This is a genomic window from Inquilinus sp. NPDC058860, assembly GCF_042743185.1.
In the GTDB taxonomy this organism is placed as follows: Bacteria; Pseudomonadota; Alphaproteobacteria; order DSM-16000; family Inquilinaceae; genus Inquilinus.
Genome location: NZ_JBHYMS010000013.1, coordinates 105,917 through 130,360, shown reverse-complemented (window position 1 = coordinate 130,360; position 24,444 = coordinate 105,917). Strand labels below are relative to the sequence as shown.

The 24,444-nt window shown below is 71.1% G+C and carries 14 protein-coding genes; 9 read left to right on the top strand and 5 right to left on the bottom strand.

The genetic code is table 11. The annotated features are described in order from the left end of the window. Nucleotides 1–8: 8 nt before the first annotated feature. The 3 genes from ACFW16_RS11715 to ACFW16_RS11705 form a co-directional block, all read right to left on the bottom strand. Complete coding sequence (locus ACFW16_RS11715; RefSeq protein ID WP_380305012.1) at nucleotides 9–818, bottom strand: alpha/beta fold hydrolase; 810 nt, start codon at nucleotides 816–818, stop codon at nucleotides 9–11. A gap of 83 nt (nucleotides 819–901) precedes the next feature. Further along, a complete protein-coding gene (locus tag ACFW16_RS11710; RefSeq protein WP_380305010.1) occupies nucleotides 902–2,371 on the bottom strand; it encodes a sulfatase-like hydrolase/transferase in 1,470 nt (489 codons plus the stop codon). Between the two features lie 25 nt (nucleotides 2,372–2,396). Further along, nucleotides 2,397–3,581 (bottom strand): polysaccharide biosynthesis/export family protein, encoded by a 1,185-nt coding sequence (locus ACFW16_RS11705; protein ID WP_380305008.1) that lies wholly within the window; start codon nucleotides 3,579–3,581, stop codon nucleotides 2,397–2,399. Nucleotides 3,582–3,888: 307 nt separating this feature from the next. Here ACFW16_RS11705 and ACFW16_RS11700 point away from each other — a divergent pair, with 307 nt between their 5' ends. The 7 genes from ACFW16_RS11700 to ACFW16_RS11670 all read left to right on the top strand — a co-directional run bounded on the left by ACFW16_RS11700 (nucleotide 3,889) and on the right by ACFW16_RS11670 (nucleotide 12,004). Continuing rightward, a complete protein-coding gene (locus tag ACFW16_RS11700; protein WP_380305006.1) occupies nucleotides 3,889–5,298 on the top strand; it encodes a glycosyltransferase family 4 protein in 1,410 nt (469 codons plus the stop codon). A gap of 120 nt (nucleotides 5,299–5,418) precedes the next feature. Further along, nucleotides 5,419–6,951 carry a hypothetical protein gene (locus ACFW16_RS11695; RefSeq protein ID WP_380305004.1) on the top strand — a complete coding sequence of 511 codons (1,533 nt, stop codon included), beginning with the start codon at nucleotides 5,419–5,421 and terminating at the stop codon, nucleotides 6,949–6,951. A 48-nt stretch (nucleotides 6,952–6,999) separates the two neighbouring features. After that, nucleotides 7,000–7,806: an ABC transporter permease gene (locus ACFW16_RS11690; protein WP_380305002.1), complete on the top strand. Its 807-nt coding sequence runs from the start codon at nucleotides 7,000–7,002 to the stop codon at nucleotides 7,804–7,806. Continuing rightward, nucleotides 7,803–8,531 carry an ABC transporter ATP-binding protein gene (locus ACFW16_RS11685; protein WP_380305000.1) on the top strand — a complete coding sequence of 243 codons (729 nt, stop codon included), beginning with the start codon at nucleotides 7,803–7,805 and terminating at the stop codon, nucleotides 8,529–8,531. Before ACFW16_RS11690 ends, ACFW16_RS11685 begins: the two co-directional genes overlap by 4 nt. Before the next feature lie 117 nt (nucleotides 8,532–8,648). Next, nucleotides 8,649–8,924, top strand: coding sequence for an HU family DNA-binding protein (locus tag ACFW16_RS11680; RefSeq protein WP_380304998.1), 276 nt, complete (start codon nucleotides 8,649–8,651; stop codon nucleotides 8,922–8,924). 157 nt (nucleotides 8,925–9,081) lie between these two features. Further along, nucleotides 9,082–10,599 (top strand): phosphomannomutase/phosphoglucomutase, encoded by a 1,518-nt coding sequence (locus ACFW16_RS11675; RefSeq protein ID WP_380304996.1) that lies wholly within the window; start codon nucleotides 9,082–9,084, stop codon nucleotides 10,597–10,599. A 184-nt stretch (nucleotides 10,600–10,783) separates the two neighbouring features. After that, complete coding sequence (locus ACFW16_RS11670) at nucleotides 10,784–12,004, top strand: AGE family epimerase/isomerase (protein ID WP_380304995.1); 1,221 nt, start codon at nucleotides 10,784–10,786, stop codon at nucleotides 12,002–12,004. A 161-nt stretch (nucleotides 12,005–12,165) separates the two neighbouring features. Here the strand turns inward: ACFW16_RS11670 and ACFW16_RS11665 are convergent, their stop codons facing one another. Together ACFW16_RS11665 and ACFW16_RS11660 are read right to left on the bottom strand one after the other, a co-directional pair. Further along, nucleotides 12,166–12,348: a hypothetical protein gene (locus tag ACFW16_RS11665; RefSeq protein WP_380304993.1), complete on the bottom strand. Its 183-nt coding sequence runs from the start codon at nucleotides 12,346–12,348 to the stop codon at nucleotides 12,166–12,168. A gap of 168 nt (nucleotides 12,349–12,516) precedes the next feature. Further along, nucleotides 12,517–15,105 (bottom strand): glycosyltransferase, encoded by a 2,589-nt coding sequence (locus ACFW16_RS11660; protein WP_380304991.1) that lies wholly within the window; start codon nucleotides 15,103–15,105, stop codon nucleotides 12,517–12,519. A 342-nt stretch (nucleotides 15,106–15,447) separates the two neighbouring features. Here ACFW16_RS11660 and ACFW16_RS11655 point away from each other — a divergent pair, with 342 nt between their 5' ends. Further along, a complete protein-coding gene (locus ACFW16_RS11655; protein WP_380304989.1) occupies nucleotides 15,448–16,887 on the top strand; it encodes a mannose-1-phosphate guanylyltransferase/mannose-6-phosphate isomerase in 1,440 nt (479 codons plus the stop codon). Between the two features lie 165 nt (nucleotides 16,888–17,052). Then, nucleotides 17,053–24,444 carry an SDR family NAD(P)-dependent oxidoreductase gene (locus tag ACFW16_RS11650; RefSeq protein WP_380304987.1) on the top strand — a complete coding sequence of 2,464 codons (7,392 nt, stop codon included), beginning with the start codon at nucleotides 17,053–17,055 and terminating at the stop codon, nucleotides 24,442–24,444.

Genomic DNA, 24,444 nt, shown 5'->3' with positions numbered 1-24,444 from the left:
GCGGTCGCTCACATCCCCCGGAACAGGGCCGCGACGATCGCCTCCGGCGCGTCCTCCTGCATGAGATGGCCGGCATCCGCCACGCGGGTCAGTGCGCCGTCGGTCAGCTTCGCCGCCAGCCGCTCGCCCTGCACGATCGGGATCCAGGCATCCTCCTCGCCCCAGAGGATCTCGACCGGCCAGGCCATCGGGCCGTATGACGGCTCGATCTCCTCGAGATAGCGGTCGTGCATCTGCGCGATCTGCCGGTAGAAGGCCGGGCGCCCCGTCTCCCCCTGCCAGGGCCGCATGTAGATCGCCATGGCTTCCTCGGTGAGAGGATCGCGCGCCGACCCTTGGATATAGGCCCGCAGCAGGGCGTCATGGGCATAGTCCGGCAGCCCGGCGAAGGCCTGCTCATGCACCGCGACGTGGCGGAAGAAGGGCGAGCCGGACGGCGGCAGCGCCACCGGATCGACCAGGGTCAGGCGGCGGTAGCGGCAGCCTTCGAGATAATGGGCCCGCAGCGCGGTCATGCCGCCGAGATCATGGGCCAGGACCTCCGGTTGCTCCAATCCCCATTCCCGCAGCAGGGCGGCGAACAGCACGGTCTGCACGGCCGGGGACACGTCCTGGCCGTCGCGCTGCTCCGATTGCCCGTAGCCCAGCAGGTCGAAGACATGGACCCGCCGGCGCGTCGCCGCCAGCGGCGCGATCCGGCGCCAGACCTGGGACGAGAAGGGCGTGCCGTGCAGCAGGACGAGCGGCGGCCCGTCGCCGATCGCGCCCCAGGCCACGGCCTGGCCGCGAAACTCGAAACGTCGATCGAGGGTCAGCATGGCCTGTCCCCGTGACTCCGTTGCTCCTGCTATGACGGCCGGACCCCGAAGCAGGTTCCCGGCCGCATGCGCCGACGGCCGGTTCAGACGCCGCGATCGCCGCCGAGCCAGGAGCGGATGAAGCGGTTGATCTGTTCCGGCCGCCACTGCACCGCCGCGGTGCCCGCCGGCCGAAGCGCGTCGCGACCGCAATCCAGGATCATGAAATCGGTGCGCCGCTCGCGCTCCGGATCGACCTCCTTCAGCACCGGCGCGTGGTCGCCGTAGAAGGCCAGCAGCACCCGCTCCGCCGCCGCGTCGAAATGCGCCGTCAGCCGGGCCAGCATCGCATCGGCGTGGCCGATATGGTGCAGGTATTGCGGCAAGGGCTCGTCCCGGCCCGGCACACGGCCCGGGCGAAAAGGGTCGTGCGCCTCCATGGTGACGCAGACCAGGAACAGCTTGACCCTGTCTTCCCGCGCCCGCCGCAGTTCGTCCTCGATCACCCCGGCGACCGCGGCGTCGGAGATGTAGTAGCCGCGGCGTTCGGCATCCGGCAGGTCGCGCTGGCCGATGAAGCGCTCGAAGCCCAGCGCCGGAATGGCCTCATTGCGGCGGAAGAAGCGCTCGTCATAGGGGTGCAGGAACACCGTGCGCCAGCCCTGGCGCCGCAGCGTCGCCGCCAGCGAGGCCGGGGCGAAGCGCCGCGGCCGCAGATACGGATGGAGACCGTCGAAGGATTGCTCCTCCGCGCCGAGGCCGGTGATCGCCGAGATCTCCGGCCGCAGCGTGTAGGCGCCGAAGCACGGCACCTCGAGCAGGCCATGGACCAGGGCGCGGGACCTGAGCCGGTCGAACTCCGGCAGCTCCGTCGCGATGCCGATGCGGCGCAGATCCATGAAGGATTCGGACTGCACCACGATCACGGCGTCGACATCCTCGCGGGGATCGTCCGACGGCGGCACGGGCAAGGGCCGGCGGCCCTCGCCCCGCCAGCGCAGCCAGGCGGTCGGCAGCGACAGGGCCAGACCGAAACGCCGGACCGTGTCGCGCGGATCGCAGGGATCGGCAAAGGTCAGCGCCTTCGGCCAGGAAACGAAGGCCGCGACGCCGAGCAGCACGGCCTCGCCCGCCAGCAGCGCCAGCTGCGCCGGCACGGGAATGCTGCGCGGCTCCAGCCCGACCCAGGCGGCGATCACCGCGACCAGCAGCGCGGCGGCCCCGATCAGGACCAGGCCTTCGCGCCGCTCGATATAGAACAGGCTCGGATGCCGCAGCATCGGCAGGATGAAGGCGAAGTCCGAGAACACCAGCGGCTCGTAGAGGCTGCGCCGCTTGGCGTTCGAGATCGCCACCAGGATGGCGAGGGTCACCAGGCTGGCGACGAGGGCGAACCAGAAGCGGCCGAACAGGCCGAGCCAGGCGCCGAGCAGCAGCAGGAACACGACCGCCCGGCCGGCGATGGCGGCGCGGCTGCCGCCGAACATTCCCCGCCGTGGCCGGGCCAGGGCGTCCACCGCCTCCCAGGCGACGGCGCCGCCGGCCAGGCCGATCAGCTCAGGCACGACCGGCATGGCGCCGCCTCCTCCGCGGCGGCGATCAGCCGCCCGATACCACCGTGGTCGCCGGGGTGCCGACCGAGATCGCGCCGCGCACCACCGACAGGAACTTGAGGAACTCGACCGAGGACGCGGTGCCGACATAGATCATGTCACGGGGGCGCACCGGGAATTGCTGGGCGTAGAAGAAGCCGCGCGGATCCTCGAAGCTGAGCCGGTAGACCACCGGCACCGCCTGCCGTGCGGCGAGCAGCGGCGAGGTCGGCCGCATCGACTGGAACACCGCCCGCGATTCGAAGCGGAAGACGAAGACGGCGCTGGCATCGGCGGCGTTCGGCGCCAGCCCGCCGGACCGGCCCACCGCCTGGGCCAGGGTGAACGGCTCCTGGTCGATCGGCAGCTCGCCGGAGCTGCTGACCGCGCCGAGCGCCGTGTAGGTCTGCGGCCGGCGGGTGACGTAGATGGTGTCGTCGGGCTGGATGTAGATGTTCTCGCCCGGGTTCTGCAGGAGGGTCGGAAGACCGACCGTTTCCGACACCCCGGCCCGGGTCAGGGTGATGAAGGTCTCGGCCGGCTGCGACCGGATGCCGCCGCCCTGGGCGACGACGTCGAGCAGCCTTTCGCCCCTGATGTTGAGCGGCACCCGCGCGGCGCCGGTCTGGTCGCCCAGAACCGAGGCCGAGGCGGAACTCGATTCCGGCACCGTCACGATCACCTGCGGCTGGCTGGCCTGGCTGGTCAGCGCCTTCTCGATCGCATCGGCGACCTGGGTCGGGGTCCGCCCGACGGCGCGGATCGGCGTGGCCGCATAGGGCACGGAGATGTTGCCGCGCTGGTCGACGACCTGGGGCGGCAAAGTGACGCTGTGTGCCCCGTCGGCGCCGGTCGGGGTGACGCCGCCACCGGCGGCGAACAGGCCGGTGCCCGCCTCCCAGATCGACACCGAGACGGTGTCGCCGACGCCGATCTGCTGCGACGGCGCCGGCGCCTTGTCGCCGAAGCGCTGCATCAGGCTGGGCCGCGGCGCCCGGCTGAACGCCGAGATCGTGGTCTCGTTGAGATCGACGATGGCGTAGCGGGTGTCGACCTCCTTGGCCGCCTCCGCCGCCGACGCCTTCTCGCCCGACGCCAGAATCTGGCCCGCCAGGGGACCGTTGCTCGGCAGCTCGCCACAGGCGGGGAGCGCGAGAACGGCAGGAACGAGCCAAGCCAGTCGCCAGGTCATGGAGCCGTCGTCTCTCTGCTGTGCGCCGCGGCGCGAATGCTTGGGTGCATACCAGATTTCGAATGCGATAGCCAACGCTACATACACTCACATTTGCACATTCGAATCCTGAAACCAAGGCAGAGTGCGGCATCCAGGATTGCGAACCTCAAATTCCTGTTTTCGTGGACCGCTTTAGGTTTTATATCTATAGGGGCATGCCAAATCTCTGATGGCGGCACGGTCGCAGCTGTGTTCCGATACAGCGCACCGCCATCGGGGTGTGCCGGAGCCTTCGCTTCGAGTCGCAGGACAGCAGGACCACGCCGTGACGTCTCAAACGATCATGATCGACGGCTACAATCTTGGCCTCGAAACCGGCACCGGGGTGGCGACCTATGCCCGCAACCTCAGCTACGAGCTGCACAATCTCGGCTACCGGACCGAGGTGCTGTATGGCGGCAAGGCGGCGCCGAGCACCCAGCAGCTGCTGCGCGAGATCGCCTTCTTCGACCCCACCAATGTCGGCGAGCCGCCGCGCTGGCTGGAGTTCCTGCGCTACGTCAACGAGCTGATCCATTCGCCGGCGGGCGTGCGGGCCAAGCCGGTGCCGATCACCGGCAAGGTGATCGCCCGGACCTATCGGTCGCGGATGCCCTATTACGACAGCATCAGCTCGGTGCCGGACCTGTGGAACCGCGCCTACCGGCATTTCGCCATCTACCGCAACCGGATGACGGTGTCGCTGCGCGACACCCCGCAGCTGATGCACTGGACCTATCCGCTGCCGCTGCGCATGGCCGGCACCCGCAACATCTACACCATCCACGACCTGGTGCCGCTGCGGCTGCCCTACACCACGCTGGACAACAAGCGCCGCTACCACCGGCTGGTGCGGATGCTGCTGCGGAAGGCCGACCACATCGTCACGGTGTCGGAGACCTCGAAGCGCGACATCGTCGACCTGTTCGGCTACCCCGAGGAGCGCATCACCAACACCTACCAGGCGGTCGACATCCCGGCGAAATACGCCGACAAGCCGGAAGAGGCGGTCAAGCGCGAGGTCGAGGGCACCTTCAACCTGACCCACAAGGGCTACCTGCTCTATTTCGGCGCGATCGAGCCGAAGAAGAACATCGGCCGGCTGATCGAGGGCTATCTCGCCAGCCAGATCAAGACGCCGCTGGTGATCATCGGCAAGCTGGCCTGGAAGACCGACCAGGAGCTGAAGCTGCTGAACGATTCGACCATCCGCTACCTGGAGCAGGTCGACACCCTGACCTTCACCCGCAACCGGGTGCTGCGCATCGACTACGCCCCCTTCCCGCTGCTGGTCAGCCTGATCCGCGGCGCCAAGGCGGTGACCTTCCCGTCGCTCTACGAGGGTTTCGGCCTGCCGGTGCTGGAGGCGATGCGCCTGGGCACGCCGGTGCTGGCCTCGACCGAGGGCGCCGTGCCGGAGGTCGCGGGCGACGCGGCGCTGCTGGTCGACCCCTACGACACCTACGCGCTGGCCGATGCGATCCGCGCTCTCGACGGCAATGCCGAGCTGCGCGGCGATCTGGCGCAGCGCGGCGCCCGTCAGGCGGCCCTGTACTCGCCCGACCGCTACCGCGCCCGGCTGGCCGAGATGTACCGGCGGCTGCTGCCGGCCGGGGCGCGGATGCCGGCCGTGGCGGAGCCGGAAGCGGCCGCCGGGACGCCGGTTCTGGCGGACGCCGACCAAAGGTTTCGTTGAAGAATCCAGGGCGGAGAAAAAAGGTTTGGTGGTTTCGAAGGTTTCCTCAGGGCACCCTCTCTGCTATGCTGCGGTGCAGCGAACGGAACCGCAGCCGCCCCGACTCTCGTGAGGTATGGCTTGGGCAAGACACCGGACAACCCCTCGGAAGACCTCTCTGAAAAGCTGGACCAGCAGGCCTCGGTCCCGGAGTCCCAGGATGCCTCCCAGGACGCGGGCGGGTCGCGGCGGACGATTGCCGAGCTGCGCGCCGCCCGGGCCAGGATGGCGGCCCGCCGCGGCGGGGCTTCGCCCGGTCATGAGAGCCCCGGTCATGAGGGGGCGGCGGCGGCCGAAACCGAGACTGCCCCGGCCGATGCCAAGATCACCTCGCTGCCCAGCAGGCGGCGGCCGGCCGATGAGCTGGTGACCGGCTTCCGCGACGTGCCGGCAGTGCGGTCGGCGCCGCCGCCGACGGCCCGGCGCACGCCCCTCGAGCGCCGCTTCGACACCCCGACCGAGACGCTGCGGCTGCCCAGCCGCAAGGCCCGGCTGTCGGCCGGGTTCTGGCTGTCGCTGCTGCTGATGGTGGTGCTGCCGACCGCGCTGGGCGCGGCCTACTACCTCTACGTCGCCGCCGACCAGTACGTCTCCGAGTTCCGCTTCGCGGTGAAATCCTCGAACGCCTCGGCGTCCTCGGCGACCACCGACCTGGTCGGCGCCGCGCTGGGCCAGTCGGCCCGGCTGTCGGCGTTCAGCGACAACTTCATCGTCGCCGACTACATCACCAGCCGCGAGGCGGTGAACGACCTGCTGAAGACCGTCGACCTGCGCGCGGTCTACAGCAACAAGGATGCCGACTACCTAGCCCGGCTGGACCCCACCGTGCCGATCGAGAAGCTGGTGAAGTACTGGCAGAACCGGGTCGACGCCAGCTTCGACGTGTCGACCGGCATCTCGATCGTCCAGGTCCGCGCCTTCACGCCCGAGGAGTCGCTGCGCGTCGCCAAGGCGCTGATCGCCTCCAGCGAAGATCTGGTCAACCGCATCGCCGAGCGCGCCCGGGAGGATTCGGTCCGCTTCGCCGAGCGCGACGTCAAGAATGCCGAGGACCGGCTGCGCGAGGTCACCGCCAAGCTGCGCCAGTTCCGCAACGTGCAGCAGACGCCGGACCTGTCGACCAGCGCGTCCTCCACCCTCGGCCTGTCGCTGCAGCTGCGCACCAACCTGGCGCAGATGGAGGCGCAGCTGACCTCGCTGTCGACCCACATGTCGCCGGACGCGCCGACCATCAAGGTCTTGAAGAACAACATCGCCGCGACCCGGGACCAGCTGAACAAGATCGAGGGCGAGCTCGGCGCCGGCACCGCCCCGGGCGGCGCCAACCCGTCCCAGGAAGGCTACGCCGCGACGCTGTCGGACTACGAGGACATCCGGCTCGAGCTGCAGTTCGCGCAGCAGAGCTACCAGAACATGCTGACGGCGCTGGACCAGGTGCGCAGCAGCGCCATGTCCGACCGTACCTATCTGATGCCCTATGTCGAGCCGCAGCTGGCCGAGTTCGCGCTGTATCCGGAGCGGGTCGAGGACGTGCTGATCGTGTTCCTGATCGCCTTCGTGGCCTGGGCCATCACCATGCTCACGGTGCACTCCGTGCGCGACCACATGATCTGAGGCGGACGGAATGACGCCGATGATCGCCCGCCTGTCCGGAGCCGCGCCATGACCGCGCTGGCGCGGCCCCGCTTTGGCACGGCCCTGGCGGTCCAGGTCCGGGTCGTGGTGTCGCTGATGCTGCGCGAGATGCGGATGCACGCCAAGCATTCGCGCCTCAGCTACCTGCTCGAGATGCTCGAGCCGATGCTGCAGCTCACCATGATGATGACGGTGTTCGCCGCCATCGGCCGGCAGGCGGATTTCGGCACCAGCATGCTGCTGTTCCTCGGCACCGGCATGATCCCGTACTTCACCTTCCTGCACATCTCGTCCAAGGCGATGACGTCGCTGCGCGGCAGCGGGCTGACCAAGGGCGTGCCGCTGGTGAAGCCGCTCGACCTGATGCTGGCCCGGTCCTTCCTGGAGACGCTGCAGCTGGCGGTCGTGGCGATCCTGCTGTTCAGCTTCATCCACATCGTGATGGGGGTGCCGGAGGCGGCGCCGATCCAGCCGCTGAAGGTGATCTCCGCCTTCCTGGTGATCGCGACCACCGCGATCGGCGTCGGCATCGTCAACGGCGTGATCGGATCCTTCTTCCGGCTGTGGTCGGTGGTCTACGGCGTGTTCGGCCGGTCGCTCCTGTTCCTCAGCGCCGTGTTCTACGTGCCCGACTTCATGCCGACGCAGATCCGCGACTGGCTGGTCTGGAATCCGGTGCTGCATGGCGTGGAATGGTTCCGCACCGGCTTCTACCTGACCTATCCGACGCTGTGCCTGGACAAGACCTACCTGCTGTACTGGGCGCTCGGCTCGGTCTTCCTCGGCCTGATCATGGAGCGGGCGTCGCGGCGCCGCCGGATGGCCGCGAAATGATCGTGCTGGACCGAGTCACCAAGCGCTACAAGTCGCATGGCAGCGGCCACAGCAAGCTGGTGCTCGACGAGCTGAGCGCCGTGTTCGAGCCGGGCAAGACCGTCGGCATCCTGGGCCGGCGCGGCGCCGGCAAATCGACCCTGATCCGCCTGATCGCAGGCTCCATCCCGCCGGATTCCGGCCGGGTGCTGCGCCAGGGGCGGGTGTCGTTCCTGGTCGGCACCGCCGGCCCCTTTGTCAGCACCATGACCGGGCGGGAGAATGTCTGGTTCACCGCCCGCATCTACGGCGCCGACGCGTCCGAGGTGATCCGCTTCGTCGAGACGCATAGCGGCATCGGCGCCGATTTCGACAAGCCGTTCTCCGCCTATACCGGCGACAAGCGCAGCCGCCTGCTGTTCACCACCGCCTACGCCCTGCCCTTCGACATCTATCTGGCCGACGAATCGCTGATCGGCGGGCCGCCCGGCTTCCGCGACTGGTGCGAGCGCCTGGTCGACGCCAGGCGGCGCGAGGCGACGCTGGTCTTCACCACCAAGCGGCCGCGCCTGCTGCGCCGCTTCGCCGACACCGGGGCGGTCCTGTCCGACGCCCGGCTGACCACCTACGAGTCGGTGCGCGACACCATCCTGGCCTTCAAGGCCGACGATTTCGGCCCGGATGACGACCCGCCGATCGAGGACGAGGAGGACGAGGATGACGAGCTGCCCGTGCCGCTCCCCTGACCCGTCCGCCCACCGGATTTCTCCGACATGCTCGCCCGAGCATGCGCCACGGGCATGGGGCTGTCTCCATGCCTTCCACCGGGTGCGCCGCGCCCATTGCCATCTAGAGGACCGTCGATGAACACCTCGGAGCTGATCGAACAGCTGGCCCAGGACCACAAGCTGTCGCGCGTGAAGGCCAAGCGCATCCTCAACAGCATCTTCCAGGCGATCACCGAATCGGCCGCGCGGGGCGACCAGGTCTCGATCTCGGGATTCGGCCGCTTCAAGGTCGCGATCCGGCCGGAGCGCGAGGGCCGCAACCCGACCACCGGCGCGCCGATCACCATCGCCGCCTCGAAGAAGGTGGTGTTCAGCCCGTCCAAGCCGGTGCGCGAAGCCCTCAACGGCTGAATCGGGATCCCGGCCGCGCCGCCGGGTCCCCGCTGACACCGACAATCGATCCGATGCGAGGGCGGGCCCGCCTTCGCCGTTGCCGCCGATCCGGGACCACCGGGTCGGCGATCGGACGTTCCGTGCCCTCCTCCCCTGCCGCCCCGAGGATCTCCCGATGCTGCCCAAGCCTTCCGCGTCGCTGGTTCCGAACACCTACGCCTTCGAGACCACGCCGCTGGTCAAGCCGACCGGCTTCCGCGAATACGATGCCCGCTGGTGGTTCGGGCATCCCGGATCGGACAAGCCGCCGGAGCTGAACCTGATGGGCGTACAGGCGCTGGGCCTCGGCCTCGGCACCTATCTGCACGAGGCGGGGGTCAAGCCCGAGGTCGTGGTCGGCCACGACTTCCGCGGCTATTCCATGGCGATCAAGATCGCCCTGGCGCAGGGGCTGATGGCGGCCGGCTGCACCGTGCACGACATCGGCCTGGCGGTGTCGCCGATGGCCTATTTCGCCCAGTTCGCGCTGGACGTCCCGGCCGTGGCGATGGTCACCGCCTCGCACAACGACAATGGCTGGACCGGGGTGAAGATGGGCTGCAGCCGCCCGGTCACCTTCGGGCCGGAGGAGATGGGCCGGCTGCGCGACATCGTGCTGTCCGGCGCCTTCGAGCCGCGCCCGGGCGGCGGCTACCGCTTCGTCGAGGGCTTCGCCGAGCAGTATGTCCAGGAGCTGACCGAGGGCCGGAAGATCAGCCGCAAGCTGCGCGTCGTCGCCGCCTGCGGCAACGGCACGGCCGGCGCCTTCGCGCCCAGGGTGCTGGAGGCGATCGGCCTCGAGGTCATCCCGCTGGACGTCGAGCTGGACCACACCTTCCCGAACTACAACCCCAACCCCGAAGACATGGAGATGCTGCACGCCATCGCCGCCAAGGTGCGCGAGACCGGGGCCGATTTCGGCCTGGGCTTCGACGGCGACGGCGACCGCTGCGGCGTGGTCGACAACGAGGGCAACGAGATCTTCGCCGACAAGATCGGCGTGATGCTGGCGCGCGACCTGTCGGCGCTGCACCCGGGCGCCCAGTTCGTGGTCGACGTCAAGTCGACCGGCCTGTTCGCGGCCGACCCGGTGCTGCAGGCGCAGGGCGCCAAGACCGACTACTGGAAGACCGGCCATTCCTACATCAAGCGGCGGGTGCGCGACCTGAACGCCCTGGCCGGCTTCGAGAAGTCCGGCCACTTCTTCTTCAACCCGCCGATCGGCCGGGGCTATGACGACGGCCTGGTCACCGCCATCGCCGTCTGCGAGATGATGGACCGCAACCCGGGCAAGAGCATGGCCGAGCTGTACCGCGCCCTGCCGCAGACCTGGGGGTCGCCGACCATGTCGCCGCACTGCGCCGACGAGGTGAAGTACGACGTCGTCGAGCGGGTGGAGAAGCGCTTCCGCGAGATCGCCGCCAATGGCGGGCTGGACGGCCACCGCATCGTCGATATGGTCACGGTCAACGGCATCCGGGTGACCACCGAGGACGGCACCTGGGGCCTGGTCCGCGCCTCCTCCAACAAGCCGGAGCTGGTGGTGGTGGTCGAGAGCCCGGTGTCGAAGGACCGGCTGCACGAGATGTTCAGGGCCGTCGACGGCGTGCTGCGTGAGAATCCCGAAGTGGGCGCCTACAATCAAACCATCTGAGAGAGCGTGTGATAATGCTACTGGCGTGGCCGTCTGACGGCGGTTTCTCCGCTTCCGGTGCTCACGGACCAACGTCCGCTGCGCTCCGGCTCTCGAAACCACCGCCAGCCGACTCACGCCAGCGCATTCTCAAACGCTCTCCGATGCCAGACCCGATGACCAAGACCTGCCGCTGGAGCCGATGATGACCAATCCGACCGAGCAGATGGCCACCCTGCAGGGCCTGCGCGACCGGCTGACGACCTGGCTGACCACGCAAGCGCTGCCGATCTGGTGGGAGACCGGCGCCGACCGCGAGCGCGGCGGCTTCCACGAGCGGCTCAATCTCGACGGCACGCCGTGCATCGAGCCGCGCCGGGCCCGGGTGCAGGCGCGGCAGGTCTTCACCTTCGCCGTCGCCGGCCGGCTGGGCTGGACCGGCCCGTCGCGCCGGGCCGTGGAGCACGGGCTGGAGTTCTTCCGCCGCGCCTATGAGCGGCCGGACGGCACCTTCCGCACCCTGGTCGGGCCGGACGGGGCGACGCTGGACGACACCGTGGTGCTGTACGATCAGGCCTTCGCCCTGTTCGCGCTGGCCGTCGCCGGCACCGTGGTCGCCGACCCGGCGCCGCTGACCGCGGCGGCGACGCGGCTGCGGCAGCGGCTGGAGGCGACGCTGAAGCACCCGCTGGGCGGCTTCGAGGAAGCGGCGCCGCGCAAGCTGCCGCTGCTGGCCAACCCGCATATGCACCTGTTCGAGGCGTCGCTGGCCTGGGTCGAGCTGGGCCAGGGCGCCGACCAGGCGGCATGGAACGCCCTGGCCGACGAGATCGCCGGGCTGGCCCTGTCGCATTTCATCGACCCGAAGACGGGGTATCTGCGCGAGTTCTTCGACGGCGAGTGGCGGACGGCCCCCGGCCGCGACGGCCGCATCGTCGAGCCCGGCCACCTGTTCGAATGGGCCTGGCTGCTGGTCCGCTGGGGCCGGCTGCGCGGCCGGGCGGACGCCGTGGCCGCAGCCCGGCGCATGGCCGAGGCGGCCGAGGCCACCGGCGTCGACCCGGTCCGCAACGTCGCCGTCAACGCCATCCTGGACGACGGCGCGCCGGTCGATTCCGGCGCCCGGCTGTGGCCGCAGACCGAGCGGATCAAGGCCGCGGTGGCGCTGGCCGGCGCCGCCGAGACCGAGGCGGAGAAGGCGCTGTGGCGCGGCCGCATCGCCGCCGGCGTGACGGCGCTGTTCACTTATTTCGACGTGCCGGTGGCCGGCCTGTGGCGCGACAAGCTGCAGCCCGACGGCACCTTCGTCGAGGAGCCGGCGCCGGCCAGCAGCTTCTATCACATCATCTGCGCCATCGAGGAGCTGGACAAAGCCCTCGCCGCCGGCGTCCTGGGGCCGGTGCAGCCGGCCGGCGCGGCGGCGTAAGGTCGGAAGCGGGGTTTTGGCTCTTTGCGTTGCCTCTCCCGTTTACGGGAGAGGCAAAACACTCCGGTTCTCGTAGGTTGGGTTCGCGGCAGCGAACCCAACAAATCAGGGGCGGCGACAGCGGCGGGATGTCGGGTTCGCCCAACACGAACCCAACCTACTCACCCCGTATCCGGGGGTTGGGCGTGCGGCGGTTGACGCCGGCCGGGCGAGGTGCGGATGGCCTCCATCACCTCCATATGGATCTCGGCCGCCCGAGCGAGCATGCGCAGATGCCGCGCCGCCCGCCCCTCCTGGGGAGCGGGCGGGGCTTCCGACATCCGATCGGTCTGCGCCTTGTCCATGGAACATATCATGAACAGGAGCGGCGGCCAATTCAATGAACATTGTGTTTACACGCCGGCCGGCCGTTCAGGTCGAGCCGAGATGATCCCCTCCCGCAGGGGGAGGGGGACTCAAAGAAGACGATGTCAGATTGTTGCAGCGGTCACGGGGAAGGACCACCCGTGACGTCAGCCCTGACGCGCGAGCTGGTCGCGGATCCGGGTCGATAGGCCGCTGCGCCAGTCGTCGAAGCTGTAGTCGGCGAAGATCCGCGCCTGTCCCTTGAGCGCCCGGGCCTTCGCCGCCTCGCGGTCGGTCAGGATGGCGCGCATCGCCGCCGACGCCTGGTCGACCCGCGGGCTGCACCAATGGCCGACATAGGACTTGCTGCGCATCTGCTCCGGCGGCGTCGGCACCACGTCGACCCCGATCAGGAAGGAATTGTCCGCGTCGCAGAAATCCTGGGTGCCGGAATAGTCGGAGACGATCACCGGCTTGCCCAGCATCATCGCGTCGGCGATGCCGTAGCCGAAGCCTTCGGCCCGGTGCAGCGCGACGAAGACGTCGGAGGAGTCGATCAGCGACCAGTACTCGGCATCGGTCAGGTTGCCCTCGACGATCTCGATCCGGCCGTCGCCGGCGATGCGCTCCTCCACCTCTTCCCAGTAGCCGTCGAAGTTGCTCCAGTGCCCGGGGTCGATCTCGCGCATCTTGAGCAGCAGCCGGACCTCCTCGTCGCCCTCGGCGAAGGCCTGCTGGAACGCCTTGACCACCGACAGCGGGTTCTTGCGCACGATCGAGGAGCCGAATTCGGCCAGGGACAGGAAGATCAGCTCGCTGGGGCTGCGCCGGAAGCGGTCGAGGAACGGGCTGAACACCCGGGCCGGCGGCCGCGCCAAGCCCTTGCGGATGTTGCTGATCGGGGTCGAGGCGATCTTGCGGTAGCCGTCGGCCACGAAGTCCGACGGGGCCCAGATCTCGTCCACCGCATTGGCGCCGAGCAGATGGGTCTCCGGCGGCGTGTCGGTTTCCCACAGGTAGAAGCCGATGATGTGCGCGTCCTCGCAGATCGGGGCGAAGCGGGCGATCATCTCCGGCGCCCGGTCGGCATTGACGCAGAGCACCACCACCCGGGCCCGCAGGTTCATGTCCTCGCGCCAGCGCCCTTCCGGATTGACGCACTGGCCGTCATCGGCGTTGAACACCAGCGGGTCGAACGCCGACAGCGCCTCGACGAACATGTTGAGGTTGCGGCCGAGGCCGGTGGCGTTGGCGTGGCCGATCACCACCAGGTCGATGCGCTCGATCTCAGGCTCCGCCTCCGGCGCCGACGCCAGGTCGGGCGCCACCGCCGAGATCGCGGCGAGGCGCGGGGCGCGGCTGTAGACCTGGTCGATCAGCTGCCGGCGCAGCACCTCGGGCCCGCGCTCGGCGATCAGCTCCTCCGGCACCGTCCGGCCGTTCAGGAGCGAGATCAGGGCCAGGTCGAAGCGGGTGAAGTGGCCCGCCACCTCCTGCGGGGTCGAGCCCCAGTAGGACATCCAGTTGCGCGGGTTGAAGGAGCAGCGGTTCTGCTCGATCAGGTCGGCCAGCACCTCCTTGAACGACAGGGTCAGCGCGTAGCCGGCCTCCATCATCTTGTGGGTGGTGCCTTCGTCCTCGTGCCGGAACAGCCAGTACCAGCTCCACGGCAAGGCCCGGCTGCGGTAGGCGTCGACCACCGCGCTCAGCCGCTCCTTCAGCGCCTTGGAGATCAGGAGCTGGTTGTTCTTGTCGCTGATGAAGGGCGCGGTGGCGAACTTGTACTGGACCTTGCGCAGCCCCTCGTCGCTGAAGATGTCGATGTGCTGGTAGTGCCGGCGCCAGAACGAGAACAGCGCCAGCGAGACGTCGTTCTTCAGGGCGCGCTTGTTGAACACGCCCTCGGACAGCGCCTCGTGGATCTCGTTGGTCATGCAGAAGATGCTGCGGCGGTCGGCATACTCCATGACGTCGGAGATGATCCACTGCGCCGTGCCCTGGTAGCCGACCAGGTTCTTGGTGTCGCAGTCGTAGCGGTTCGCCATGTAGCGGACGAATTCCGGGATGCGGCCCTTGATCTTGTCGTCGCCGCCCGCAGCGTCGAGCCGGGCCATGGTCTTCGGCAGGTGGCATTTGGCGGTGTAGCGGGCGCCGAGATAGCCGGTGCGGTTGACCATGTCGGCCAGGGTGTCGGCCAGCTCGTTCAGCGCGTCGGGGTCCTTCCAGAAGGACAGCGCGGTGAAGGCGGGGCCGGGAATCACCGTGCCGTCCAGCTCGAAGCCGAGCGAGCGGTGACGGCCGTGCAGCCGGGTGGCGGCGAAGGCGACGCGGCCGGTGGCCGGATCGGTCCGCGCATCGAAGGTCCGGCGGCCGTCGATCACCAGGGCGAGGTCGACCGGCTGGGCTGGATCGAGCTGGTTGATGCCCCAGAGATGAAGCATGCCGTCTTCGACGAAGACGCCGCCGATCGCCGCCTGGTCCAGCGGCGACAGCACATGGTTGTGCTGGGAGAGGCAAAGCGCCGCGGCCGCCTTGGTCGCGGCCACCGGATCGAAATCCTCCTCCGAGTCCCGGGCCACGCTGTACAGCCGGTCGAGCAGGACGGTGCGCCGGGCCTGCGGCGTCCCCGCCGCGCCATCACGCGATTCCAGCGACCGGGCATTGACGCCGTCCCAATCCGCCGCATCGATCAGATCTTGCAGCTCGTTGGGATCGATCGCCGAACCGGAGGCATCAGGAATCACAGCTGCGACCAAGGCTTGAATCTTCATTGCCGGCGATCCTTCGACCGAGGAAACCTGGGATTCGAACGGACGACTGGACGTCCCGCTCGGAATCGAAGACTATGCTGCAGCGCACCTAAATTCAAATCATAACGACGCGAAACCTGATTTCGCATCAGCCCAGTGGCGGAAACCCCACAAGACCGGACGCCGGGAGAATGTTCCGCGCCTTTCGGGCTTCATAACGCCGTATGAGATCATCGGAAGAAGTTCGGAATATCGGAAGATTTTCCCGGATTTTGATGGTCTTCAAAGTGTTGAATTCGCAAACCTAATGGCTGATACAAGATCAGCGCCTGAAATCTGGAGCAGGTCATGAGTCGGATCGATCAAGCTGTGGTGCCGGTGGTGTTGTCGGGCGGGTCCGGGACGCGGCTGTGGCCGCTGTCGCGGGCCGGGTACCCCAAGCAGTTCCTGCCGCTGGTGTCGGGCAGCACCATGATCCAGGAGACGGTGGCCCGGGTCGGCGAGGCCGACGGCTTCGCGCCTCCCGTGTTCATCTGCGCCGACGACCACCGCTTCATCGTCGCCGAGCAGATGCGCCAGATCGGCGTGACGCCCGACGCTATCCTGCTCGAGCCCTCGGCCCGCAACACCGCCCCGGCCGTCGCCGTCGCCGCCCGCTTCCTGGCCGACCGCGACCCCGACACCCTGATGCTGGTGCTGCCCGCCGACCACCACATCGCCGATCCGAAGGGCTTCCGGGCCGCCATCGCCGCCGCGGCCCCGGCCGCCCGCGCCGGCTATCTCATGACCTTCGGCATGCAGCCGACCGCGCCCGAGACCGGCTACGGCTACATCCTGCCCGGCGACGACATCCCGGGCGCCCCCGGCGCCCGCACCGTCGCCCGCTTCGTCGAGAAGCCGCCGCGCGAGACCGCCGAGCGCTTCCTGACCGAGGGCCGCCACCTGTGGAACGCCGGCATCTTCCTGTTCACCGCAGGCCAGTACCTGGCCGAATGCGCCCGCCATGCGCCGGCCGTCCTCGCCGCCGCCGACGCCGCGCTCAAGGCCGCCTCGCGCGACCTCACCTTCCTGCGCCTCGACCCCGCCGCCTTCGTCCAGGCCCCCTCCATCTCGATCGACCACGCCGTCATGGAGAAGACCGCCCGCGCCGGCATCGTCCCGGCCTCGATCGGCTGGACCGATGTCGGCTCCTGGTCGTCCTTGTGGGAGATCGGCGACCGCGACGCCGACGGCAACCTGACCCAGGGCGACGCCCTGGCGTTCGCCTCGCGCAACTGCCTGGTCCGCTCCGACGGCATCCTCACCGCCGTGATCGGCCTCGACGACGCCATCGTCATCGCCACCGACGACGCCGTCCTGGTCGCCGCCAAGGACCAGGTCCAGGACGTCAAGGCCGTCACCGACGCGCTGAAGAAGGCCAGGCGCCCCGAGGCCGTGATCCATCGCGAGATCTACCGCCCCTGGGGCACCGTCAAGTCGCTGCACGCCGGCGACCGCTTCCAGGTCAAGCGCGTCCTGATCCATCCCGGACAGGCCATCGCCCTGCAGCGCCACTACCACCGCTCCGAGCACTGGGTCGTGCTCTCCGGCACCGCCCGCGTCACCATGGAGGGCCAGTCCCGCATCCTGCGCGAGAACGAGGCCGTCTACCTCCCCATCGGCACCGACCACAAGCTCGAGAACCCCGGCAGGATCGACCTCGAGCTGATCGAGGTCCGCACCGGCCCCTATCTCGGCGAAGACGACGTCGTCCGGCTCGAGGCGGCCGACGAGCTGCTGTTCGGATGACCGACCCGGCAGGGCTGTTCCGGACCAAGCGTAGATTTAAAATCTATGATGTCGTGGAGACCGCCATCGATTGCAGGTTTCGCAGCACGTTTCCTACGGTAAAGTAGGTTGCCGCTGCGGTCCGCTGCCCGCCCGCCCATGCCGAATCGCTGAAAGAAGACCGACATGCCAGCAGGCTCTTCGAGACTCCAGGACCAGCCCGTCGCGGTGATCGGCATGGCCTGCCGGCTGCCCGGCGCGGCCGGCCTCGACGACTTCTGGTCGCTGCTGCTGCAGGAGCGCTGCAGCGTCTCCACGATCGGCAGCGACCGCTGGGCGATCGAGCGGTTCTACCATCCCCGGCGGGGCGAGCCGGGCCGCAGCTACACCCTGGCCGCCGGGCTGATCGAGGATCCGAGCGGCTTCGACGCCGGCGCCTTCCGGATCGCGCCGCGCGAGGCCGAGCAGATGGACCCGCAGCAGCGGCTGCTGCTGGAGCTGGTGTGGGAGGCGCTGGAGGATGCGGGCCTGCAGCCCTCCACCCTGGCCGGCCAGCCGGTCGGCGTCTTCGTCGGCGCCTCCTCGGTCGACGCCTATACCCGGATCGTGGGCGATGCGAGCGGCATCGACACCCATTTCATGACCGGCAACACCGCGTCGATCATCGCCAACCGCATCTCCTACATCTACGACCTGCGCGGGCCGAGCCTGACCATCGACACCGCCTGCTCCTCCTCCCTCGTCGCGCTCGACGCGGCGGTGCGGGCGCTGGCCCGGGGCGAGATCGACACCGCGGTGGTCGCCGGGGTGAACATCCTGGGCGCGCCGCAGGCCTTCTACGGCTTCTCCCGCGCCGGCATGCTGTCGCCCACCGGGCTGTGCCGGCCCTTCGCCGCCGCCGCCGACGGCTATGTCCGCGCCGAGGGCGGCGGCGTGCTGGTGCTGAGCCGCCTCGATGCCGCGCTGTCGCGCGGGCGCCCGCCGCGGGTGATGATCGACGCGACCGGCGTCAATTCCGACGGCCGCACCGTCGGCCTGTCCCTGCCCTCCACCGACGCCCAGCGCCGCCTGCTGGAGCAGGTCTATGGCGAGGCCGGGATCGACCCGAACGACCTCGCCTTCGTCGAGGCGCACGGCACCGGCACCCGGGTCGGCGACCCGGCCGAGGCCGAGGCGATCGGCCGCGCCCTGGGCCAGAGGCGGGACGCGCCGCTGCCGGTCGGCTCGGTCAAGTCGAATATCGGCCATCTCGAGCCGGCCTCGGGCCTGGCCGGGACGATCAAGGCGATCCTGGCGATCGAGCACCGGGTGCTGCCGGCGACGCTGCATCTCGACAGCATCAACCCGGACATCCCGTTCGACGCGCTGAACCTGGTGCCGGCGCGCGGCCCGGTGGCGCTGCAGCCGGGGCACGGCCCGCTGACGGCCGGCGTCTCCTCCTTCGGCTTCGGCGGCACCAACGCCCATGCGGTGCTGCGGGCGCCGCGGCCGGAGGAGATGCCGGAGCCGTCGCCCGACGCCCCGGCCGGAACCCTGCTGCTGTCGGCCCATGGCGAGGAGGCGCTGCGTAGCCTGGCCGGGCGCTATGCCGAGGCGCTGGAGCGGCCGGACGCGGCGCCGGCCCGGATCGCCCGCCACGCCGCGCATGACCGGGAATGGCTGCCGCACCGCCTGGCCCTGCCGCTCGGCGACGACGCCGCGGCGCTGCTGCGGCGCTTCGCCGAGGGCGACCGCACGGCGCCGGTGCTGTCGGCCCGCGGCGAGGGTGCCGCCGGGCCGGTCTGCTTCGCCTTCTCCGGCAACGGCTCGCAATTCGCCGGCATGGGCCTGCGCGCCTACCGCGCCAGCCGGCCGTTCCGCGACGCCTTCGACGAGATCGATGCGCGCTATGCCGCCCTGGCCGGCTGGTCGCCGGCCGAGGCGCTGCAGGACCCGGCGCTGGAAGAGCGGCTGCACGCCACCTCCACCGCCCAGCCGCTGCTGTTCGCGGTGCAGGCGGCCCTGACCGCGGCGCTGGCGGCCGAGGGCCTGCGGCCCGCCATGGTGATCGGCCACAGCGTCGGCGAGGTGGCGGCGGCGCTGGCCGCCGGCATGGTGACGCCGGACCAGGCGGTCCGGATCATCCACTGGCGCAGCCGCTGCCAGGAGCAGCTGCGCGGCCTGGGCAGCATGGCGGTGCTGATGCTGTCGCGCGAGGAGGCCGAGGCGGTGCTGGCCGAAGCCGGCCTGGCCGGCGTCGTGGTGGCCGCGGTCAACAGCCCGGTGTGCGTCACCGTCTCCGGCCCGAAGGACGAGATCGAGGCGCTGCTGAAGCTGGCCCGGCAGCGCCGGGTGGCGGCGCAGCGCGTCGGGGTCGACTACCCGTTCCATTCGCCGCTGACGGCGCCCATCGAGGCGCCGCTGAAAGCGGCGCTGGCCGGCACCGTCGCGGCCGAGGGGCGGATCCCGTTCATCTCCGCCGTCACCGGCGGCACGCTGGCCGGCGCCGCGCTGGATGCCGACTACTGGTGGCACAACATCCGCCAGCCGGTCGATTTCGCCGCGGCGGCGCGGACCGCGCTGGACCTCGGCGCCGCGATCTTCGTCGAGATCGGCCCCCGGCCGGTGCTGACCGGCCATCTGCGCGACATCGCCAAGGCGGCGGAGCGGGAGGCGGCGATCCTGCCGACGCTCGACAACCGGCCCGGCAGGCAGGCGGCCGAGGACGGGCAGGACCCGGTCCGGCCGGTCGCGCTGCAGGTGCTGCTGCGCGGCGGCGCCGTCGACCGGCGGCCGCTGTTCGGCGACCGCCCCGCCGGCCGGCGCCAGGCGCTGCCGCATTATCCCTGGCAGCGCCGTGACCTGCGCCAGGCCCCGACGCCGGAGCGCATCGACCTGTCGCTGGCCAAGCCGGCCCATCCGCTGCTGGGCGCCCGCCTGGGCGAGGGCACGCCGGAATGGCACGGGCTGCTGGACCCCGAGCTGCTGCCCTATCTCGCCGACCACAAGGTGGCGGGCGAGGTGGTGGTGCCCGGGGCCGCGCTCTTGGAGATGGCGGTCGCCGCCGGCCGGCAGTGGTTCGGCGCCGATGCCGTCGAGGTCGAGGATTTCGACATCCTGCAGGCGCTGATGATCCCCGAGGGCACGACGCGCGAGACCTGGCTGCGGCTGGCGCCGGCGACCGGCGCGGTCGAGATCCTGGCGCGGCAGCGCATGGCCGGGGAGGATTGGACGCTGCATGCCCGCGGCCGGGTCGGCCCGAGCCCGGTCGCCGCCGCGCCGGAGCGGGACGGCGCCCGGGACGACGACGCCCTGCGCCCGGTCGATCCGGCGGCGATCTACGCCGCGGCCGCGTCGGCCGGGCTGGACTACGGCCCCGGCTTCCGCCGCGCCGCGGCCATCGCCACCGACGACGAGCGGAGGATCACCGTCGACCTGGCGCCGGAGGCCGCGCAGAACGGCCTCTACACCATGCCGCACGCGCTGCACCCGACCACCCTGGACGCCGCCTTCCACGGGCTGTTCCCGCTCTACGAACGGCTCGGCGGCGGCGACGGCGGCGCCTTCCTGCCGGTCCGCTTCGCCGCGCTGCGGGTCTACCGGTCCGCCCCCGTCTGCCGGGCGCGCCTCGATCTGCGCCGCGCCACGCCGCGGTCGATCCTGGTCGACATCGCGCTGGAGGACGAGGCCGGCACGGTCGTGGCCGAGCTGCGCGGCGCCCGCTTCCAGCGCAGCGCCCTGCGCCTGGCGGGCGGGGACGAGCTGCTGTACCGCCCGGTGCGGCAGCCCTGGGACGACGGCAGCGCCGGCGTCACCGCGGCGGATCTCGACCAGGCCGCCGCCGGCCTCCTGGACCGGCATCAGGCCGGCGACGACTGGCTGCTGCTGACCGCCTGGGCGCGGTCGATGGCGCATCGCGCCGTGCGGGCGGTGGCCGGCTCCTCCCGCTTCACCATCGAGCGGCTGGGCCGCGGCGGGCGCCTGGCCCCGGCCGCGGTGCCGCGCTTCGAGGGGCTGCTGCGGATCCTGGCGGAGTTCGGGCTGGCGACGGAGCAGGACGGCGCCTGGCGCCTGGCCACGGCCCGCCTGCCGTCGCCGCAGGCGATCCTGCGCTCCATCCTGACCGCGCATCCGGAGCGCGGCGCCGAGACGGTGATGGCCGCCCGGCTGTCGCGCGATCTGGTCGCGGCGCTGCGGAGCGGCGAGCCGCTGCGCTTCTCCAAGGGCGTCGAGGCCCATGCCCGCGCCGCCTCGCCGCTGCTGCCGCTGGCGGCGGAGCTGGTCGGCCGGGTCGCCACCGGCCGTGCCGTGCCGCCGGCCCTGCTGCTGGTCGATCCCGAGGGCGAGCTGGTGCCGGCGCTGCTGCCGCTGATCCGCGAGCGCGCCCTGACCGTGGCGGTGACCGGGCCGGAGCCCAAGGCCCTGGCCGGCCTGGCCGCGCGGACCCCGCGCCTGCCCGGGCTGCGGATCCTGGACGACCAGGCCGCGGCGCCGGCGGGGCGCTTCGACCTCGCCCTGGCCGTCGGCGCCGTGCCGGCGGGGGACCCGGCGCGGCTGGCCCGACAGATCGCCGGGCTGCTGCGCCCCGGCGCCCCGGCCGCCGCCATCGACACCGTCCCGGACACCGTGACCGCCCTGCTGCTCGACGGCGCGGCCGACGGCGCCGCGGCGTCGGACGGACTCGCCGGGCCGCTGGTCCAGGCCGGCTTCCGGCCGGCCTCCCGGCACCGCGCCGGCACCAGCGGAGCCACGGCGCAGCTGGTGGTCTGGGACCGACCGGCCGCCGTCGAGGCCGCCGCCGTCCCGGCCCGGTCGATCCTGATCCGGCCGCCGGCCGCCGAGGCCGAGCTGCTGACCGACCTGGCCGACCGGCTGCGCCGGCAAGGCCACCAGGTCCGCCTCGACCCGGCCGCCGCCGCCGCAGAGGGCGACACCGTGCTGCTGCCGCTGATGCTGGACGCGGCGCGCGACCCGGTCGCCTTCCTGACCGGCGCGATCTTGGCGCTGCGGGCGGAGGCCGAGACCCTGCCGGCCGGCAAGGCCACCCTGTGGCTCGTCGCCCGCTGCGGCAAGGTGAACGGCAAGGCCGATGGCGGCCGCGGCCTGGCCGAGGCGCTGGCGGCGGCCGGCCGCACCCTGGCCAACGAGCATTCCGGCCTCGCCCTCCGCTTCGCCACCCTGGCCCCGGCGCTGGCCGACGACGCCGCGGCCGCGGCGCTGGCCGGGCTGATCGCATCGGACCCGGCCGAGACCGAGTTCGAGATCGACCGCGACGGCATCTTCGTCGGCCGGGTGGAAGCGGTGCGGCCGGTGCCGCCGGACGCGCCGGCGGAGGACCGGGCCGCCCGCCTGGCTCTGGCCGCCCCGGGCAGCCTGGGCCGGATCGGCTGGACCGCGGCCGAGCGCCGGGCCCCCGGGCCGGACGAGATCGAGATCGAGGTCGCGGCCAGCGGGCTGAATTTCCGCGACGTGATGTTCTCGCTGGGCCTGCTGCCGGACGACTATCTCGAGGACGGCTTCGCCGGCCCGACGCTCGGCTTCGAATGCGCCGGCACCGTCCGCCGCATCGGCGCGGCGGTGACCGGCCTGCGGGAGGGCGACCGGGTGATGGCCTTCGCCCCGGCCGCCTTCGCCACCCATGTGACGGTGCCGGCCCAGGTGGCGATGCGGGTGCCGGAAGGAGTGGACCTGGCTGCGGCGGCGACCATGCCGGTCGCCTTCATCACCGCCTGGTACGCGCTGGTGCACCAGGCCCGGCTGGGCCGCGGCGAGAGCGTGCTGATCCACGGCGCCGCCGGCGGCGTCGGCCTGGCGGCGCTGCAGATCGCCAAGCTGCGCGGCGCCACGGTGGTGGCCACCGCGGGCAACGAGGACAAACGGGCCCTGGCCCAGCTGCTGGGCGCCGACCTGGTGCTGGATTCCCGGTCGCTGGCCTTCGCCGACGAGATCCGCTGGAAGCTGGGCGGCGTCGACGTGGTGCTGAACTCGCTGTCCGGCGACGCCATGCGCCGCAGCCTGCGGGCGCTGAAGCCGTTCGGCCGCTTCGTCGAGCTGGGCAAGCGCGACTTCGTCGCCGACACCGCGGTGGGCTTGCGCGCCTTCGCCCGCAACGTCTCCTATTTCGGGGTCGACGCCGACCAGCTGCTGAACGCCCAGCCGGGCCTGACCAGGCGCCTGCTGCGCGACCTGGACCGGCTGTTCGCGCAGCGCCGCCTGACCCCCCTGCCGCACCGGGTGTTCCCGGCCGACCAGGCGGAGGACGCGTTCCGGCTGATGCAGGGTGCCGGCCATATCGGCAAGATCGTGATCACGCCGCCGCGCGAGATCCCGCCGGCGCCGGCGGCCGAGGCCCGGTTCGAGGCGCAGGACACCGGCTTCCACCTGGTCACCGGCGGCACCGGCGGCTTCGGCTTCGCCACCGCGCTGTGGCTGGCGGAGCACGGGGCGCGGACGATCGTCGTCGCCTCCCGCCGCGGCACGCTGGGCCCGGCGGAGAAGGCCCAGGCCGAGCGGCTGGCGAAGCAGGGCGTCACCCTGGCGGCCGAGCGGCTGGACGTCACCGACCGGGCGGCCTGCGAGAAGCTGCTGGCCGGGCTGGAGCGCCGGCACGGCCCGCTGCGCGGCATCATCCACGCCGCCATGGTGCTGGACGACGGGCTGCTGCGCGACCTGGACGCGGCGCGGATCGAGCGGGTGCTGGCGCCGAAGATCAAGGGCGCGATCCATCTCGATCTGGTCAGCCGCACCCGGGCGCCGGATTATTTCGTGCTGTTCTCCTCCGCCACCACGCTGATCGGCAATCCCGGCCAGGCCAACTACGTCGCCGCCAACGCCTATCTCGAGGCGCTGGCGCGGACCCGGCGGGCCCAGGGGCTGCCGGCGCTGGCCGTGGCCTGGGGCGCGATCGCCGATGCCGGGGTGCTGGCCCGCGACGCGGCCAAGGGCGACGCGCTGAAGCGGCGGATCGGCCGGTCCTCGCTGAAGGCGGCCGAGGCGCTGGCGCAGCTGGGCCGGCTGCTGGCCCGGCCGGCGGCGACGCCGGCGGAGGCGGTGGTGGCCTGCGCCCGGATCGACTGGCAGGCGGCGACCCGCGAGCTGCCGATCCTGGCCACGCCGCGGCTGGCCGCGATGGCAGACGGCCGCCGGGCCGAGGCGACCGAGGCCGAGGTCGACCTCTCCGCCATGATCGCCGGGCGGACCGACGCCGACGCCCAAGCGATCGTGACCGAGACCATGCTGGCCGAGATCGGGCGGATCCTGCGCATGCCGCCGTCCGACATCGACGGCGACCGGCCGTTCGCCGAGCTGGGCATGGATTCGCTGATGGGGCTGGAGCTGGACGCGGCGATGCAGGGCCGCTACGGCATCGACCTGCCCTTCCTGTCGATCGGCGCCGGGCTGACGCTGAACGAGCTGAGCGGCCGCATCGTCACCCGGCTGCGCGGCGCGCCGGCCGCCGGCCCTGAGGCGCAGCCGCCGGCCGAGGAGGCACAGCTGATCGCCAAGCATGTCGATGCCGAGCTGGAGGCGGACACCGCCGTGCTGGTGCGCGAGGCGGTCCGCGACCGGGCCAAGACCACCCGAAGGGTGCTGGGATGA

What these genes read in the sequence shown, in the direction of transcription:
- ACFW16_RS11675 (WP_380304996.1), top strand. Translation starts at nt 9,082, where the DNA reads ATGCTGCCCAAGCCTTCCGCGTCGCTGGTTCCGAACACCTACGCCTTC.
- ACFW16_RS11670 (WP_380304995.1), top strand. Translation starts at nt 10,784, where the DNA reads ATGACCAATCCGACCGAGCAGATGGCCACCCTGCAGGGCCTGCGCGAC.
- ACFW16_RS11650 (WP_380304987.1), top strand. Translation starts at nt 17,053, where the DNA reads ATGCCAGCAGGCTCTTCGAGACTCCAGGACCAGCCCGTCGCGGTGATC.
- ACFW16_RS11665 (WP_380304993.1), bottom strand. Translation starts at nt 12,348, where the DNA reads ATGGACAAGGCGCAGACCGATCGGATGTCGGAAGCCCCGCCCGCTCCC.
- ACFW16_RS11655 (WP_380304989.1), top strand. Translation starts at nt 15,448, where the DNA reads ATGAGTCGGATCGATCAAGCTGTGGTGCCGGTGGTGTTGTCGGGCGGG.
- ACFW16_RS11680 (WP_380304998.1), top strand. Translation starts at nt 8,649, where the DNA reads ATGAACACCTCGGAGCTGATCGAACAGCTGGCCCAGGACCACAAGCTG.
- ACFW16_RS11705 (WP_380305008.1), bottom strand. Translation starts at nt 3,581, where the DNA reads ATGACCTGGCGACTGGCTTGGCTCGTTCCTGCCGTTCTCGCGCTCCCC.
- ACFW16_RS11710 (WP_380305010.1), bottom strand. Translation starts at nt 2,371, where the DNA reads ATGCCGGTCGTGCCTGAGCTGATCGGCCTGGCCGGCGGCGCCGTCGCC.
- ACFW16_RS11690 (WP_380305002.1), top strand. Translation starts at nt 7,000, where the DNA reads ATGACCGCGCTGGCGCGGCCCCGCTTTGGCACGGCCCTGGCGGTCCAG.
- ACFW16_RS11715 (WP_380305012.1), bottom strand. Translation starts at nt 818, where the DNA reads ATGCTGACCCTCGATCGACGTTTCGAGTTTCGCGGCCAGGCCGTGGCC.
- ACFW16_RS11685 (WP_380305000.1), top strand. Translation starts at nt 7,803, where the DNA reads ATGATCGTGCTGGACCGAGTCACCAAGCGCTACAAGTCGCATGGCAGC.